15 protein-coding genes and 2 pseudogenes are annotated in these 14,992 nt (G+C 75.1%); 14 read left to right on the top strand and 3 right to left on the bottom strand.

Features of this window, described 5'->3' with window-relative positions; genetic code table 11:
- Window positions 1-56 precede the first annotated feature (56 nt).
- Window positions 57-1,757: a proline--tRNA ligase gene (locus tag K1Y72_RS25745; protein WP_220169039.1), complete on the top strand. Its 1,701-nt coding sequence runs from the start codon at window positions 57-59 to the stop codon at window positions 1,755-1,757.
- A 74-nt stretch (window positions 1,758-1,831) separates the two neighbouring features.
- A complete protein-coding gene (locus tag K1Y72_RS25740; protein WP_220169038.1) occupies window positions 1,832-2,341 on the top strand; it encodes a hypothetical protein in 510 nt (169 codons plus the stop codon).
- Here K1Y72_RS25740 and K1Y72_RS25735 read toward each other — a convergent pair.
- Both K1Y72_RS25735 and K1Y72_RS25730 read right to left on the bottom strand, forming a co-directional pair.
- Entirely contained in the window at window positions 2,326-3,522 is a 1,197-nt protein-coding gene (locus tag K1Y72_RS25735; RefSeq protein WP_220169037.1) for an SMI1/KNR4 family protein, read from the bottom strand. The genes K1Y72_RS25740 and K1Y72_RS25735 overlap by 16 nt on opposite strands.
- A 53-nt stretch (window positions 3,523-3,575) precedes the next feature.
- Window positions 3,576-4,253 carry a GNAT family N-acetyltransferase gene (locus K1Y72_RS25730; RefSeq protein ID WP_220169036.1) on the bottom strand — a complete coding sequence of 226 codons (678 nt, stop codon included), beginning with the start codon at window positions 4,251-4,253 and terminating at the stop codon, window positions 3,576-3,578.
- A gap of 129 nt (window positions 4,254-4,382) precedes the next feature.
- Here K1Y72_RS25730 and K1Y72_RS25725 point away from each other — a divergent pair, with 129 nt between their 5' ends.
- The 3 genes from K1Y72_RS25725 to rox all read left to right on the top strand — a co-directional run bounded on the left by K1Y72_RS25725 (window position 4,383) and on the right by rox (window position 7,674).
- On the top strand, window positions 4,383-4,940 hold the full coding sequence (locus tag K1Y72_RS25725; RefSeq protein WP_220169035.1) for an RNA polymerase sigma factor: 558 nt from the start codon (window positions 4,383-4,385) through the stop codon (window positions 4,938-4,940).
- Window positions 4,933-6,087, top strand: coding sequence for a hypothetical protein (locus K1Y72_RS25720; protein WP_220169034.1), 1,155 nt, complete (start codon window positions 4,933-4,935; stop codon window positions 6,085-6,087). The genes K1Y72_RS25725 and K1Y72_RS25720 overlap by 8 nt, the downstream gene beginning before the upstream one ends.
- Before the next feature lie 153 nt (window positions 6,088-6,240).
- Entirely contained in the window at window positions 6,241-7,674 is a 1,434-nt protein-coding gene (gene rox, locus K1Y72_RS25715) for a rifampin monooxygenase (protein ID WP_220169033.1), read from the top strand.
- A gap of 6 nt (window positions 7,675-7,680) precedes the next feature.
- Here rox and K1Y72_RS25710 read toward each other — a convergent pair whose 3' ends face one another.
- Window positions 7,681-8,160 (bottom strand): hypothetical protein, encoded by a 480-nt coding sequence (locus K1Y72_RS25710; RefSeq protein WP_220169032.1) that lies wholly within the window; start codon window positions 8,158-8,160, stop codon window positions 7,681-7,683.
- A gap of 50 nt (window positions 8,161-8,210) precedes the next feature.
- Between K1Y72_RS25710 and K1Y72_RS25705 the strand changes: the two are divergent.
- The 9 genes and pseudogenes from K1Y72_RS25705 to K1Y72_RS25665 all read left to right on the top strand — a co-directional run.
- Window positions 8,211-9,002 (top strand): annotated as a pseudogene (locus tag K1Y72_RS25705) (RNA-guided endonuclease InsQ/TnpB family protein); the annotation flags it as partial.
- A 58-nt stretch (window positions 9,003-9,060) separates the two neighbouring features.
- Window positions 9,061-9,342 (top strand): annotated as a pseudogene (locus K1Y72_RS25700) (P-loop NTPase family protein); the annotation flags it as partial.
- Window positions 9,343-9,405: 63 nt separating this feature from the next.
- Window positions 9,406-9,855: a hypothetical protein gene (locus tag K1Y72_RS25695; protein WP_220169031.1), complete on the top strand. Its 450-nt coding sequence runs from the start codon at window positions 9,406-9,408 to the stop codon at window positions 9,853-9,855.
- Between the two features lie 75 nt (window positions 9,856-9,930).
- Entirely contained in the window at window positions 9,931-10,848 is a 918-nt protein-coding gene (locus tag K1Y72_RS25690) for an NAD-dependent epimerase/dehydratase family protein (protein ID WP_308287229.1), read from the top strand.
- Complete coding sequence (locus K1Y72_RS25685; protein WP_308287228.1) at window positions 10,827-12,047, top strand: glycosyltransferase; 1,221 nt, start codon at window positions 10,827-10,829, stop codon at window positions 12,045-12,047. The genes K1Y72_RS25690 and K1Y72_RS25685 overlap by 22 nt, the downstream gene beginning before the upstream one ends.
- The gene (locus K1Y72_RS25680) at window positions 12,038-12,760 is read left to right on the top strand and encodes a hypothetical protein (protein ID WP_258573682.1); all 723 of its coding nucleotides are present in this window, start codon (window positions 12,038-12,040) and stop codon (window positions 12,758-12,760) included. Before K1Y72_RS25685 ends, K1Y72_RS25680 begins: the two co-directional genes overlap by 10 nt.
- Window positions 12,757-13,122 (top strand): hypothetical protein, encoded by a 366-nt coding sequence (locus K1Y72_RS25675; RefSeq protein ID WP_220169030.1) that lies wholly within the window; start codon window positions 12,757-12,759, stop codon window positions 13,120-13,122. Before K1Y72_RS25680 ends, K1Y72_RS25675 begins: the two co-directional genes overlap by 4 nt.
- Window positions 13,119-14,222 carry a glycosyltransferase family 4 protein gene (locus K1Y72_RS25670; protein ID WP_220169029.1) on the top strand — a complete coding sequence of 368 codons (1,104 nt, stop codon included), beginning with the start codon at window positions 13,119-13,121 and terminating at the stop codon, window positions 14,220-14,222. The genes K1Y72_RS25675 and K1Y72_RS25670 overlap by 4 nt, the downstream gene beginning before the upstream one ends.
- Window positions 14,219-14,992 (top strand): hypothetical protein, encoded by a 774-nt coding sequence (locus tag K1Y72_RS25665; protein WP_220169028.1) that lies wholly within the window; start codon window positions 14,219-14,221, stop codon window positions 14,990-14,992. The genes K1Y72_RS25670 and K1Y72_RS25665 overlap by 4 nt, the downstream gene beginning before the upstream one ends.

The raw sequence follows: 14,992 nt of genomic DNA, 5'->3' as shown, positions 1-14,992 counted from the left end.
TAGCGGCACCCGATAATGCGCCGGTCCTTTTACGGTGCGGCCGGTATCTTCCGTGAATGCGCTGGTCCCAGATGTTCATCCCGACCCTGCGGGACGACCCCGCCGAGGCCGACGCGGCGAGCCACCGCCTGCTGCTCCGCGCCGGGTACGTCCGCCGCCTCACCGCCGGGCACTACTCGCTGCTGCCGCTCGCCGTCCGCGTCCGCGCGAAGATCATCGACGTGGTGCGGGCGGAGATGGACGCGATCGGCGGCCAGGAGATGCTGCTGCCGGCGCTGCACCCGGCCGAGCCGTGGCGGCGGTCGGGGCGCTGGGAGTCGATCGGCGCGGAGATGTTCCGGCTGCGCGACCGCAGGGGCGCCGACCTCGCCCTCGGCGTCACCCACGAGGAGATCTTCGCGACGGTGGCGCGCGAGCTGGCGTCCTACAAGCAGCTCCCGCAGCACTGGTACCAGTTCCAGACCAAGTTCCGCGACGAGCCGCGGCCGAAGAGCGGCCTGCTGCGGGTCCGCGAGTTCACCATGAAGGACGCCTACAGCTTCGCCGTCGACCAGGCCGGGCTGGACGCCTCCTTCGACGCCTTCCAGGTCGCCTACCAGCGGGTCTTCGAGCGGCTGGGGCTCGCGGCGCTGCCGGTGGAGGCGTCCAACGGCACGATGGGCGGGTCGGACTCGACGGAGTTCATGTGTCCCGCCGAGATCGGCGAGGACCTCCTCGTCCGGTCGCCGGCCTGCGGGTACGCGGCCAACATCGAGCGGGCGACGTCCGCGCTCGCGGTGGTGGAGGACGGTCCGGGGCTGCCCGCGCCCGAGGCGTTCGGCACCCCGGGCGTCCGGACGATCGAGGACCTGGCGACGGGGTTCGGGGCGCCGGCCGAACGCCAGGTCAAGACGCTCGTGTACGTCCTGGACGGGGCGCCGACGCTCGTCCTGATGCGCGGCGACCACGCGCTGAACGAGCAGAAGCTCGCGGACGCGACGGGCGCCGTGGAGATCCGCCCGGCGGCGCCGGACGAGATCCGGGAGGCGCTGGGCGCCCTGCCGGGCAGCCTCGGCGCCGTCGGCGTCGCGGACCTGCCGGTCCTCGCCGACGAGGCGCTGCGCGGGCGGCGCGACATGTTCACCGGCGCCAACCGCGACGACGTCCACCTGCGGGGCGTCGACGTCGAGCGCGACATCGCCGTCGGGACGTGGACGGACCTGCGCGAGGCCGCGGCGGGCGAGCCGTGCCCGCGCTGCGGGGAGCCCCTCGTCGTGGAGAACGCGATCGAGGTCGGGCACATCTTCAAGCTCGGCGACCGGTACGCGCGGGCGCTCGGGGCGGAGGTGCTGGACCCGGACGGCCGCCGCGTCCCGCTGATCATGGGCAGCTACGGCATCGGGATCGAGCGGGCGCTCGCGGCGATCGTGGAGACCCACCACGACGACCGCGGCATCGTCTGGCCCCTCGCCGTCGCCCCGTTCACCGTCGCCGTCGTGATCGCGCAGGCGGGCGACGAGGCGGTGGAGCGGGCGGCGTTCGACCTGTACGGGGCGCTGGTCGCGGCGGGCGTGGACGTCATCGTCGACGACCGCGCGGAGCGCGCGGGCGTCAAGTTCCGCGACGTCGAGCTGACCGGGATCCCCTACCGGGTGACGGTCGGCAAGCGGGGCCTGGCGGAGGGCACCCTGGAGATCACCTCCCGCGCGACGGGCGAGACGGAGAAGGTGGCCCTCGCCGACGTCCCGTCCCGCCTGGCGGAGCTGCTGGCGGGCTGACGCGCCCGCCCGTCCCCTCTTTTCGGGCCGGAAATGGGGTGTTCTGGCCCGGAGGCGGTGGATAGCGTCCTGCCATGCGTGAGAAGAGCCGAGGCGCCGAGCGGTTCCGCGACCCCGGCACCCGGGTGTACGCGTTCACCGAACGGGTGCTCGTGCGGTGCCCGGGTTGCGGCGGCTGCGCGGTCGTGCTGGTCCGTCCGGATGCCTCGGAGCGTCTGTGGATCGACAGGGTCACCCGGTACCCGCGCCGTCTGCACTGCCCGGGATGCGGGCTGTTCAGGGAAACGGACTCGGCCCCTCTCGTGATCGGGGCGCCGGTGGACCCGTACTTCCGGCTCCCCCTGTGGTTGCGGGCCCCGTGCCGCGGCCACGAACTGTGGGCCTACAACCTCGATCACCTGGCCTTGCTGGAGGACTACGTCGCGGCCCGCCTCCGCGAGCGCGGTCCCTACGCCCAGAGCATGCTGGCCAAGCTGCCCGCCTGGGTGAAGTCGGGCCAGCGCCGAGATGAGATCGTCCGCGCGGTCGGCCGCCTGCGCGCGTCGGTCCCCGACAGCGTCCGGGAGCGTCACGACGACGCGTAGTCGGTGCGGAGGACGGCGTAGACGGCCTTGCCGCCGGAGGCGAGCGGGTTGCAGCCCCATGCCGCCGCGATCATCTGGACCATCGCCAGCCCCCGCCCGCTGGCGCCGTGCAGGCGGAGCGGCTGGACGACGGGCGGCTTCTCGCTCCGGTCCCGCACCTCGACCACGGGGCCGGCCTCGGAGAGGAAGAGGCGGACGGCGGTGCCCGGGGCTGCCGCGATCCCAGGCGCGCATGTCCCGGAGGGTCTCGCGAACCTGCTGCGACACCTCCGCGCCGTCGCGGAAGCCGCGCCGCCGGCGCCGCGCGCGCCGGTCCGCGAAGAGGCCGTAGGCCACGAGCAGGGCGACCGGCGCACCGACGTACGGCAACCACATGGATCCAGGGCGCGCCGCCCTCCGCCGCGCCGATAGGCCCGATGCCACAGACTGCAACAGTCACTAGTGGTGACCATTTGGTCAGCACCCGTTGACTTGCGGCGTGTTGCGCAATGGGAGCGCTTCCATTGCGCAACACGCCGCAAGTCAACGGAGGGCGACCGGGTGGTCATGGGCGGTGGGGCGGTCAGGGCAGCGGCGGCCATGGGCGCTTCAGCGCCCATGAGTCCGCCCCGTGGGTCGAGCCATTCGCGGAAGGTCATCGGGAGGGGCGGGTCGGTGGAGTAGTCCAGGGAGAGCGGAACGATCTCGCCGGCGCAGCCCAGGTCCTCCCACCACATGGTGCCGGCCAGCGGCCCGGAGACGGCCATGCGGGTGTTGAAGGTGCAGCCGTGGCTGCGGGCCACGAACGTGCCCGCCACCTGCCACAGCTCGAAGGCCCACGCCTCCTGTCTCCAGGACTCGCAGGCGGCCTCGAACGCCTCCGTACTGGGAAAGTCCTCTGGTTCGGGGTGGCGATCGAACAGCTCCAGTTCGTACTCCGCCCACGAATCAGGGTGCGGGAAGGGCTCCTGAAGTTCCGTGCCACGGTTGTACCGGCCCTGCCAGCGCCAGCCTTCCGAGCTGCGGTACAGCGTCTCCACCTCGCCGCCCGCGCTGACGTTCAGCAGGTACTCGCGGTACTCGGGCGGGAAGGCGATGCCGAGGTCGCGCTCGGCTTCGACGACCTCGGACTCCGTCAGGGGCGGGGGCGGCGGTGGGGCGGGGGCGGGCCGGTTCCGTCGCCGCGGGAACTTGCGCGGCATGTGCCGATCATGCCCGTGCGCGGGCCGTTCCATCGAACGGTTTCGCCTCGGCCCTACGGGATGCGGAAGCCTCGGAAGGTGACGGGGCGGCGGATCTCGAAGCCGAGGCGTTCGTAGAGGGACAGGGCGGTGGTGTTCTTCTCGGCGACGTGCAGGAAGGGGCGGTCGCCGCGGGCCAGGATGCGGGCGGCGAGGGTGGTGACCAGGCGGGCGGCGTGGCCGCGGCCGCGGGCCTCGGGGAGGGTGCAGACGGCGCTGATCTCCGTCCAGCCCGGCGGGCGGAGGCGCTCGCCGGCCATCGCGACCAGCGTGCCGTTCTCGCGGACGCCCAGGTAGGTGCCCATCTCGCGGGTGCGGGGCCAGAACGGGCCCGGACGGGTGCGGGCGGCCAGGTCGAGCATCTCCGGGACGTCGGCGGCGCCCAGCTCCACCGCCTCGGGGGCGGCCGCGGCGGGGTGGTCCTCGGGCCAGAGGAGCTGGAAGCCGTCGAGGGTGAAGACCGGCTCCCAGTCCGGCGGCGGGGTCGCCGGGCTGCTGAACAGGTCGGCCAGGGCGCCGCGGCCGAGGAGGCGGGCGAGGTCGTTCCAGGCGGCCGCGTCCGGGTCGGGCGGCACGGTCGCGAAGGTCGAGACGTCCGGCAGGTAGGTGGCGGCGCGGCCGACGCGGCGGGCGAGGTGGGCGTGGCGGCCGTCGAGGGACGCGCCCACGGGGTCGTCGAGTACGGCCGCCATGCGTTTCCTTCCAGGTCGTGCGGGTCCGGGCGAGGTGGATGCTATCCGGGCGGCGCGGAGCCGCGGAAAGCGGCGCCGGGGTGCGGTTGATATCCGGGTGACCGCCGTCCACGCCACGAAGGGCACCACATGACCGGGGATCCCCCGCCCCATCCCGCCGACCGGTTCGACGAGGTCTTCGACGCGCACTTCGCCGAGATCCACCGGTACGCCGCCCGGCGGCTCGGGCCGGACGCCGCCGACGACGTCGCGGCGCAGACGTTCCTGGAGGCGTTCCGGCACCGGCGCCGCTACGACCCGGCGCGCGCCGACGTCCGCGTCTGGCTGTTCGGGATCGCGACGAACGTCGTCGGCCGGCACCGCCGGTCCGAGACGCGGGCGCTGCGGGCCCGCGCGCGGATCGCGCAGGGGCGCGACACCGGCGAGCCCCTGGAGCTGGTGGACGCGCGCGTCAGCGCCGAGGGGCTGCGCGGCCGGCTCGACGAGGCGATCGCGGCGCTGCCGCGCGGGCAGCGCGACGTGCTGCTGCTCGTCGCGCTCGCCGAGCTCACCCACGAGGAGATCGCGGCGGCGCTGGGGATCTCCTACGGCACGGTCGGCTCCCGGCTGAGCCGGGCGCGGGCCGCGCTGCGCAAGGCGCTGGGCGGGACCAATCCGATGCTCGCTTTGGAGGAACAGCATGGATGAGCTGCAGATGGTCAAGGACCGCTACCCCGAGCCCGCCCCACCGACGGCGCGGGCCGTGGCGCGCGCGCGGGCGCTGGTGGACGACCCGCCGCGACGCCCGCTCCCCCGGCTGTGGATCGGGCTGGCCGGGCTCGCCTCCGCCGGGACGGCGGCGGCCGTCGCGGTCGCGGCCACCGGGAGCGGCGGCGTCCCCGAAAAGAGCGCGCCGCTGACTCTGGACGGGCGCGCGGCCGTCCTCGCCGCCGCAGACCGGGCGGCGGCGCAGCCGTCCGGGAACTACTGGCACGTCGACCAGGTCGAGGCCCAGTCCTACATCGTGCGAGCGCCGTCCGGCGCGTACGCGATCACCGCGGCCGCCGGGGAGACGTTCAGCCTGCGGGGCGCGCGGCGCGGGATGGGCGAGACGTACCACGAGCGGACCCTGCCGGCGCGCCCCGCGTCCGCGCAGGACGCGGCGCTGTGGCGCAAGGCCGGGTCGCCGAAGACCTTCCGCGTCTGGTCGGGCGACCACTACGGCACCTACACGACGAAGGCGACGCCGTGGCGGGCGAAGTCCCCCGACGCCCAGGGCGGCGGCGGGTTCCTGGACGGCGGCGCGACGGCCGACGACCTGCGCAGGCTCCCGACCGATCCGGCCGCGCTCGCCGCGAGGTTCTTCGGCGCGGACGCCGCCGAGCGCGCGCGCTTGCAGCGGGCGGCGGGCATGCCGAGCAGCGGGGACGCGGCCGCTCCCGGCGTCTTCGCGCTGGCGCGGGCGTCGGGGCTGCTGGCGCAGCAGCCGCTGCCGCCGAAGGTCCGCGCGGGCCTGATCCGGGCGGTGGCCGCCCAGCCGGGCGTGCACGCGATCGGCCGGGTCACCGACCCGCTCGGCCGCCGCGGGATCGCGCTCGCCACCGCCGACCGGCCCGTCGAGGTCACCGGCGAGTTCGGGACGCCGGCGGCGGACCGGGGCGCTTACCGGTCCCGCAAGGTGCTCGTCCTGGACGAGCGGACGGGGGCGCTGCTGGCCGACGAGGAGGAGCTGACCGTGGCGGGCGGCCCGTACGCGGGGCGGCGGCCGGGGTTCGTCATCGACTACGTGCTGATCCGCTCGTCGGGCTGGAGCGAGGGGCGGACGCGGGCGCCGGCGGCGCTGCCGTTCGGCTGAGCCGGCGCGAGGGCGCACTCCCTCCATTTTCAATCTATAGCGCATCCGGGGGCTTGCCACAAGCCCCCGGGTGTGCCGCACAATCGTCGGACCGAGCCCGGGACCTGCGGAAACAGCGGGCGGCCGGGTCCTGGTCCATCCGAGGGGGAGCGCATGTCCGACTTCGACGTGACCATCGTCGGCGGGGGTCCGACCGGCATGATGCTGGCGGCCGAGCTGCGGCTGCACGGCGTGCGGGTGGTGGTGCTGGAGCGGGAGGCCGGGCCGACCGAGGTCGTGCGGGCGCTCGGCCTGCACGCCCGCAGCATCGAGATCATGGACCAGCGGGGGCTGCTGGACCGGTTCCTCGCGCTCGGCGAGCGGTACCCGGCGGGCGGCTTCTTCGCCGCGATCCCGGCGCCGGCGCCGCCGAAGCTGGACGGCGCGCACGGCTACGTCCTCGGCCTCCCGCAGCCGGAGATCGACCGGCTGCTCGCCGAGCACGCCGCCGAAGCGGGCGCGGAGATCCGGCGCGGCCGCGAGGTGGTCGGGCTGGAGCAGGACGCCGAGGGCGCGACGGTCGTGCTGGCGGACGGCGAGCGCGTCCGCTCGCGGTACGTCGTCGGGTGCGACGGGGGCCGCAGCACGGTCCGCAAGCTGCTCGGCATCGGCTTCCCGGGCGAGCCGACGCGGCTGGAGACGCTGCTCGGCGAGATGAAGGCGACCGAGGAGCCGGCGAGGCTCGCCGAGATCGTCGCCGAGGTCCGCAAGACGCAGCTGCGGTTCGGGCTCGGCCCCTACGGGACCGGCTACTACCGCGTCGTCGTGCCCGCCGACGGGGTGTCGGAGGACCGCGCGGCCCGGCCGACGCTGGAGGACTTCAAGCGGCAGCTCCGCAAGTACGCCGGCACCGATTTCGGCGTCCACTCGCCGCGCTGGCTGTCGCGGTTCGGCGACGCGACCCGGCAGGCCGAGCGGTACCGCGCCGGGCGCGTGCTGCTCGCCGGGGACGCCGCGCACGTCCATCCGCCGGTCGGCGGGCAGGGCCTCAACCTGGGCGTCCACGACGCGTTCAACCTGGGCTGGAAGCTGGCGGCCGAGGTGGGCGGCCGGGCGCCGGACGGCCTGCTGGACAGCTACGAGGCCGAGCGGCACCCGGCGGCGGCGGACGTGCTGGACAACACCCGCGCGCAGCTCCAGCTCATGGACCCCGCGCCGGGCCCGCAGTCGGTGCGGCGGCTGGTCGGGGAGCTGATGCGGTTCGAGGACGTGAGCCGCCACCTGGCCGAGAAGATCACCGGGACGGGCGTCCGCTACGACCTCGGCGACGACCACCCGCTGGTCGGACGGCGGGTGCCGGACGTGCAGCTCAAGCGGGGCCGCCTCTACGGGCTGATGCACGCGGGCCGCGGGCTGCTGCTCGACCCGTCCGGCGGGCTGTCGGCGGGCGGCCGGTCCGACCGCGTCGACCACGTCGTGGACGGGAGCGACGAGCTGGACGCGCCCGCCGTCCTGATCCGGCCGGACGGCCACATCGCCTGGGTCGGCGACGACCAGGCGTCCCTGAACGGCCCGCTGGCGCGCTGGTTCGGCGCCCCCGCCGCCTGAGCGCGGTCATTCGTACTCGGCGGCCACGTCCCTGATACGGGGATCGCCGGATGCCCTGGCCCGGTCGAGAAGCCGGGCCAGGGCGTCCCACGCCCGAACATGGTCGAGGAGTTCCGCGAGGCGGCGGTACTCGTCGTCGTCGGCGGCGACCAAGCGGTCCAGGACGAGCGGCTCCAGCGCAGGGAGCAGGTCGTCCCGGGGCACTCCCGCGATGGCGGCCCTGACGTCCCCGGCCAGGCCGTGGGACAGGGACAGCTCGACGAGCCTGGGCAGCAGGGGCAGGGTGTCGCCGCCGAATTCGGCCATGTAGGCGAGCGCCGTCGCCCGGTCCCAACCGCCCTGGTCCAGCGCGCGCGCAAGGACGGCGGTCCGGTCGCGGACCTGCTGGTGGAAGGCGGCCTGGTGGCCGTTGTAGTCCTTCTTGGCCGCGACGAAGGCGTTCCACAGCCCGCCGGGCGCCGGATCGTCCATGGAGCCGGTGCGCATGTCCCGCATGATCGCCTCTTGCACGGGTCAGGTCGATAGGTGGCCGCCGCGTGCCGGAACCTTGTCGCGCAGACCACGTGGTCGGGTGCCAGGAGAACGCGGCTCATGTCCGGCACGGAAACCTACCGGTTAGGTCACGTGCCGACACGGTACGGTTACTGTTCGTGCAGCTCCGATACAACTTCCGCGTGTATCCGACTCCCGGCCAGCGGGTCGCGTTGGCACGAGCGTTCGGGTGCGCGCGAGTAGTGTTCAACGACGGGCTGCGCCTGCGGCAGCAAGCGCACGAACAGGGTCTGCCGTACGTCTCGGACGCCGAGCTGTCCAAGCGGATCATCACCGAAGCCAAGTGGACATCTGAGCGGGCGTGGTTTTCCGAGGTGTCCAGCGTGGTGTTGCAGCAGGCTTTGGCGGACCTGAACACCGCCTATCGCAACTTCTTCGCCTCGCTCGCCGGCAAGCGCAAAGGCGGCAAGGTGGCTCCGCCCCGGTTCCGGTCGCGCAAGGACAACCGGCAGACCATCCGGTTCACCAAGAACAGCCGCTTCAAGGTCTTGGGCAACGGGCGGCTGAGGTTGCCGAAGATCGGTGACCTGGCGGTCCGCTGGTCCCGGTCGCTGCCGTCCGAAGCATCGAGCGTGGCGATCATCCGGGATGCGGCGGGGCGGTACTTCGCTTCGTTCGTGGTGCGGACCGCCGAGGGCGAGGCGTTGCCGCCGGTCGACACCGAGGCCGGGATCGATCTTGGACTCACCCATTTCGCGGTCCTGTCCGACGGCCGGAAGATCACCGCGCCCAAGTTCCTGCGGCGGGCGGCGCGCAAGCTCAAGCGGTTGCAGCAGGGGTTGGCGCGCAAGCAGAAGGGCTCGGCCAACCGTCGTAAGGCCGCCGTCAGGGTCCACGCTGTCGGGCGGGCAGCAGGCCCGGTTGCAGATCCTGCTGCTGGAGCTCGGCGGCGCGACCCTGCTGCTGCTGGACGAGCCGACCGACAACCTCGACCTGGCGAGCGCCGAGGCCCTCCAGGAGGGGCTGGAGGGGTACGAGGGGACGGTCCTGGCGGTCACCCACGACCGCTGGTTCGCCCGGTCCTTCGACCGGTTCCTGGTGTTCGGCGCGGACGGCGCCGTCTACGAGGCGCCCGAGCCGGTCTGGGACGAGACGCGCGTCGTCCGCCCCCGGTAGGGCGGGGACGGTCCTCCGTTGTGCTTGGATATGCCCCTTGACGGGTCGGTAAGGGGCGGATGCATGAAGCGGCTGTTCGAGGGGCGCGCGCTGTTCGGCGCGGTGGCCTGCGCGGCCGCCGGCTGGGTCGCCTTCTCGGTGGCCGTGCGGCTGGCGGAGGGAACCCGGACGGGCTTGGCGGTGGCGGCCTTCGTCGCGGGCATCGCCGGAACGCAGTTCCTGTTCTTCCGCTGGCGCGACCGGGGCGACGTCCTCGCGGGAGGGCTCTGCGCCGCGGCGTTCGTGACCTGGGCGCTGGCGGCCCTGGCGGGCTTCTTCCAGGACGACGTGCTGGCCGCCGACCGTCCCGCCCTCTGGATCGCGGTCCTCGCCCTGCTCGTCGGCTTCGCCGGAGCCCTCGCCGTCGCGCTCCGCGTCCTCCTGCTCCGCCGCCGCCACGCCCGCGCGCCGGCGGACCTCCCCGAGACCGCGCCGGGCCTCATCGCCGGGCTGCCGGACGGCCCGCGCCCCTGACGGCCGCCGGTCCCCGTGACCGCTGTTGGACAAAAGCCCTGACCAGGAAGGTTCCGGTCCGAGTACTGTGCTCGGGTGCGGATCGTGGTGACGGGGGCGGCCGGGTTCATCGGGAGCCATGTGGCCGAGGCGCTGGCGCTGGACGGCCACGAGGTGATCGCCGTGGACGCGCTGGAGCGCGCGGCGGCGCCGGGCGCCGCCCGCCGCAACTGGGCGGGCCTCGCCGACCGCGCCGGGATCACGCTGGTGGAGGCCGACCTGGCCGCCGACGACCTCGCCAAGCTCGCCGAGTCCGACGCGGTCGTGCACCTCGCCGGGCGGCCGGGCGTGCGGACGTCGTGGGGCGCGGGGCGCGCGCTCGCCGAGCGCGACAACGTGACGGCGACGCGGCGGCTGCTCGCGGCGTGCCGGGAGCGCGGCACGAAGGTGGTGGTCGCGTCCAGCTCGTCGGTGTACGGGTCGGCGGGGACGCGCCCGCACCGCGAGGACGACCCGCCCGCTCCCGAGAGCCCCTACGCGGCCAGCAAGCTGGAGGTGGAGCGGCTCGCCGCCGCGTCCGGGCTGCCGGTCACGGTGCTGCGCTACTTCTCGGTGTACGGGCCGCGGCAGCGCCCCGACATGGCCTTCCACCGGTTCATCGAGGCCGCGCTCGAAGGGCGCCCGCTGCCGGTGTTCGGGGACGGGACGCGGGCCCGGTCGTTCACGCACGTGCGGGACGTGGTGGCGGCGACGGCCGCCGCGGTCGCGCTGCCCGGCGGCGCCACCGTCAACGTCGGGCACCCCGAGCCGGTGACCGTCCGGGACGCGATCGGCGTGCTCGGCCGCGTCCTCGGGGTCGCGCCGCGCGTCCGCGGCGAGGAGCCGGTGGCGGGCGACGCGGTGAAGACCTGGGCGGACGCGGGCCGGGCCGCGCGGCTGCTCGGCTGGACGGCGCGGATCGGCCTCGCCGAGGGGCTGCGCGAGCAGGTCGAGTGGCAGCGGAGCACCCGGTGACGGCCGGGTCGCCCGCACAGCCCGCGCACCGGGCCGCCTACCTGGCCTTCGACCGGTTCCCCTCCAGCAAGGGCTCGGCCGTGCACATCGCGCAGATGGCCGACGAGCTGTTCGCGGCGTTCGGCGGCGGCCTGCTCGGCGTCCTCGGCGGCGGCGGGCTGCCCGGGTACCAGCGCGAGGGCGACCGGGAGATCGTCCGGTTCGGCGAGCAGGTCCCGAACCTCATCGACCGGGCCGAGGCGTTCTCGGCGTGGGCCGCGGACCGGCTGCGGCCGCATCTGGCCACGCTGGAGGTCTGCCACGTCCGCGACCCGTGGAGCGCGCTGCCCGTCGTCGCCCGCGACGACCGCCGGTACCGGGTCGTGTACGAGGTGAACGGGCTGCCGTCGATCGAGATGGCGCACACCTGGCCGTGGGCGTCCCCGGCCGCCCTCGCCAAGATCGCCGAGCTGGAGCGGTACTGCCTGGCGCGCAGCGACGCGGTCGTCGTCCCGTCCCGGGTGATCGCCGGGGCGCTGGAGCGGCGCGGCGTGCCCGCCGGGAAGATCGCGCTGGTGCCGAACGGGGCGCCCGTCCCCGGGCCCGCGCCGCGTCCCGCCGGCGCCCCGGACCGCTACCTGGTCTACGTCGGGGCGATGCAGCCGTGGCAGGGCGTGGACGTGCTGCTGCGGGCCTTCGCGCGCCTCGCCGACCTGCCCGGCCTGCGGCTCGTCGTGTGCGCGTCGGTGCCCGAGCGGCGCGCCAAGCCGGTCCGCCGCCTCGCCGAGCGGCTCGGCGTCGCGGACCGGGTCGACTGGCGGTTCACGCTGCCGCACCACGAGGTCGCGGCCTGGCTCGCGCACGCGCAGGTGTCGGTGGCGCCGCTCACCGGCTGCGCCCGCAACCTCGACCAGGGCTGCGCGCCGCTGAAGGTGATCGAGTCGATGGCGGCCGGCGTCCCCGTCGTCGCCTCGGACCTGCCGGCCGTCCGCGAGCTGCTGGACGACCGCGTGCACGGCCGGCTCGTCCCGGCGGACCGGCCCGCCGAGCTGGCGCGCGCGATCCGGATCCTGCTGGAGTACCCGGACGAGGCGCGGGCCCTGGCCGCCCGCGCGCGGGACCGGATCGCGGCGGGCCTCACTTGGGGGCACTCGCGGGCGGCGCTCGCGGAGGTCTACCGTACGATCACCCGGCGCGACGACGAGGGACGGTGGTGCTAGCCGTGTTCTGGCGGAAGCAGCGGGCGGCCATCGAGGGGTTCCACCCCCTCCATCAGGCGCTCGTGCACCAGCAGGGGTTCAGCGTGTCGCTGCCGCCCGCCGACTGGCGGGCGCTGGTGGCGAGCCTCGCCCAGCACCAGGCGCACGTGAAGCGCCGCAAGTGGCGGCTGCCCGAGCGGGTGCCGCTGGTGCTCGTCCCGCTGATCCAGGTGCTGACCGAGGACATGCGCGGCAAGGCGACGCTGTCGATCGCCGCCGACCTGCGCGGCCCGGACGCGCCCGGCAAGGCCGGGCCGCAGCAGCGGCTCCCGGCGCGCCGCCCGGTCCGGTCGGTCGCCCAGTGGTACGCCGTCGACCCGTGGCTGCGGATCCGCGCCGAACTGCGCGACGGCAGCGTCCTCGACGTGGAGGTGGTGGACCGGGTCCGCTACCGCAAGATCCACAAGGTGAACTCGCGCGGCAAGCACAAGTGGAAGACCAAGACCAAGACGGTGCGGCGCATCGCGGTGACCCGGCGGATCGCCAAGGGCGCCGCCGTGGCGCGACCGTCCGCGCCGCCGCCGCGGTGGATCCGGACGCGGGTGAAGAGCGGCGAGCGGACCGTCGTCCAGGCCACCGCGAAGGTGCTCGCCAACTACCCCGAGGCGCAGCTCCCCCAGCAGATCCTGCAAGTGTCCACGGAGACGTTCCGGTGGACGAGGAGGACCGCGTGACCCCCTGCGACGTGACGACCGGCTTCTTCGTCCTCGGCCACTGCGGCCGCCCGGCCGTGGCGGGCTGCCCGAGCTGCGGCAAGCCGGTGTGCGCGCACCACGCCGGGCCCGACGGCCTCTGCCCCGAGTGCGCCGACCGGCTCGCGGGCGGCCCGGCCTCGCCGTACGACCCGCGCTGGGCGCGCGGCTACCGGCGCACCTACTACTCCGAGAGCTCGCGCGCCTACAACGACACGACCTGGTACTCCTCGTTCGACGACTACGACCGGGGCGGCTTCGACGCGGGCGGCGACTACTCCTTCGGCGGCGGCGACTTCGGCGACGGCGACGGGGACTTCGGAGGGGACTTCGTGGATTCATGACCGCCCACCGCGTCCTCTGGCTGACCGAGCACTACCCGCCGAGCAAGGGCGGCATGGCCGAGTCGTGCGACCGGATCGTGCGGGGCCTGCGCCGTGCGGGCGTGGAGGTGGACGTCGCGCACTTGACGCGCCGCGACCGGCCGTTCCGCGCCGAGCGCGAGGTCGGCGGGCGGCTGCTCACCGCGCCGCTCGGCGACGACCCCGAGCACGCGCTGCGCCGCCTGCTGACGATGCTGGAGCCCGGCTACACGCGGATCGTCGCGTTCGGCGGCGCCTACGCGATGCTCGCCGCGCCCGTCCTGGCGGCGCTGCTGGACGCGCCGCTGATCACGCTGCTGCGCGGCAACGACATCGACGTCGGGGTGTTCTCGATCCGCCGCCGCGCCGTCCTCGCCGACGCGCTGCGCGCCTCGCGGCGGGTGTGCGTGGTGGCGCGGTCGCACGCGCCGCTCGTGCGGGCGCTCGCGCCGGACGCGGCGGTCGTGCACGTCGCCAACAGCGTGGACACCGAGCACTGGCGGGTGCTGCCGTCCGAGCGGGACCGGGCCGCCGCGTGGCGGGCGGCGAACGTCGAGCCGGGACGGCGGACGGTCGGGCTCGTCGGGCAGCTGAAGAGCAAGAAGGGCGTCGGGTTCCTGCTGGACGCGCTGCGCGCCTCCGGCCGCGCCGCCGACTTCCACCTGGTGCTCGTCGGCGAGGTCGAGGAGCGGGTGCGCGAGCGGCTCGCGGCGGGCGCGGTCGCGCACTCGGCGCTGCCGTTCCTGGAGCGCTACGACCTGCCGGCGGTGTACGCGGCGTGCGACCTCGTCGCGCTGCCGTCGTTCTACGACGGGATGCCGAACGTCGCGCTGGAGGGCGCCGCGCTCGGCGTCCCGCTGCTCGCCTCGGACGCGGGCGGCCTCGCCGACGTCGCCGACGACGCGGTCGGGTTCACCTTCCGGGCGGGCGACGAGCACGGCTGCCGGGACGCGCTCGTCCGCGCCGCCCACGCCGACGAGGCGACGCTCGCCAAGCTCGGCGCGGCGGCCGCCGAGCGGATCGCCCGCGACTTCACGCCCGCCGCCGAGACGGCCGGCTACCTCGCCGTCCTCGACGCGTGATCGCCTGCTACGCGCGCGGGGGTGGCCTCGGCCACCTCACCCGCCTCCGCGCCTACCTGCACACCGTGCGCGCGGCCGGACCGGTGGCGGTGGTGTCGTCGTCGCCGTTCACCGCCGACCCGCGCGTGGCGGGCGGCTGGGACGCCGCGACGCTCGACGCGCTGCCGCGCCTCGCGCCGGACGAGGTGATCGTGGACGCCTTCCCCGCCGGGCTGCACGGCGAGCTGTCGGCCGCGTCCGTGCCGCCCGGCACGCCGGTGACGCACCTCGCGCGGCTGCTCCGCTGGGACGTCTACCGGGCCCGGCTGCCCGCCCGGCCGCTCCGCTTCGCCCGCACCTACCTGATGGAGGAGCTGGAACCCGAGCACGAGGCGTGGCTGCGGACGGTGTCGGACACCGTCGCGCCGCTGGAGCTGGTCGAGCCGCCCGCGCCGCCCGCCCGCCTGGACGGATGGCTCGTCGTCCACTCCGGCCCGGACGCCGAGATCCGCGAGCTGGTCGCCTACGCCCTCGACATGGCCGCGACCGAGGGCGTCCATCCGCCGCTCACCCTCGTCGCCCCGCACCGCCCGGACGGCCTGCCGCCGGAGGTCGCGCACCGCGACGCCTACCCGGCGTGGCCGCTCGGCGAGCACGCCGCCCGGATCGTCACCGGCGCCGGGTTCAACGCCGTCCGCCAGTTCGCGCCCTGGCGCGACCGGCACCGCGTCCTGCCCTTCCCCCGCACCCTCGACGACCAGTACGCGCGGGCCGCCCGCCTCCGCCGCTAG

The sequence above is a fragment of the Actinomadura parmotrematis genome (assembly GCF_019458805.1).
GTDB classification, from domain to species: domain Bacteria; phylum Actinomycetota; class Actinomycetes; order Streptosporangiales; family Streptosporangiaceae; genus Spirillospora; species Spirillospora parmotrematis.
This window is presented reverse-complemented; position numbering and strand designations above follow the sequence as displayed.

Coding starts and splice junctions, on each gene's coding strand:
- K1Y72_RS25720 (WP_220169034.1), top strand. CDS start 4,933: ATGGATGAGCTGCAGATGGTCAAGGACCGCTACCCCGAGCCCGCCCCA.
- K1Y72_RS25725 (WP_220169035.1), top strand. CDS start 4,383: ATGACCGGGGATCCCCCGCCCCATCCCGCCGACCGGTTCGACGAGGTC.
- K1Y72_RS25670 (WP_220169029.1), top strand. CDS start 13,119: ATGACCGCCCACCGCGTCCTCTGGCTGACCGAGCACTACCCGCCGAGC.
- K1Y72_RS25695 (WP_220169031.1), top strand. CDS start 9,406: ATGAAGCGGCTGTTCGAGGGGCGCGCGCTGTTCGGCGCGGTGGCCTGC.
- K1Y72_RS25745 (WP_220169039.1), top strand. CDS start 57: ATGCGCTGGTCCCAGATGTTCATCCCGACCCTGCGGGACGACCCCGCC.
- K1Y72_RS25710 (WP_220169032.1), bottom strand. CDS start 8,160: ATGCGCACCGGCTCCATGGACGATCCGGCGCCCGGCGGGCTGTGGAAC.
- K1Y72_RS25735 (WP_220169037.1), bottom strand. CDS start 3,522: ATGCCGCGCAAGTTCCCGCGGCGACGGAACCGGCCCGCCCCCGCCCCA.
- K1Y72_RS25730 (WP_220169036.1), bottom strand. CDS start 4,253: ATGGCGGCCGTACTCGACGACCCCGTGGGCGCGTCCCTCGACGGCCGC.
- rox (WP_220169033.1), top strand. CDS start 6,241: ATGTCCGACTTCGACGTGACCATCGTCGGCGGGGGTCCGACCGGCATG.
- K1Y72_RS25740 (WP_220169038.1), top strand. CDS start 1,832: ATGCGTGAGAAGAGCCGAGGCGCCGAGCGGTTCCGCGACCCCGGCACC.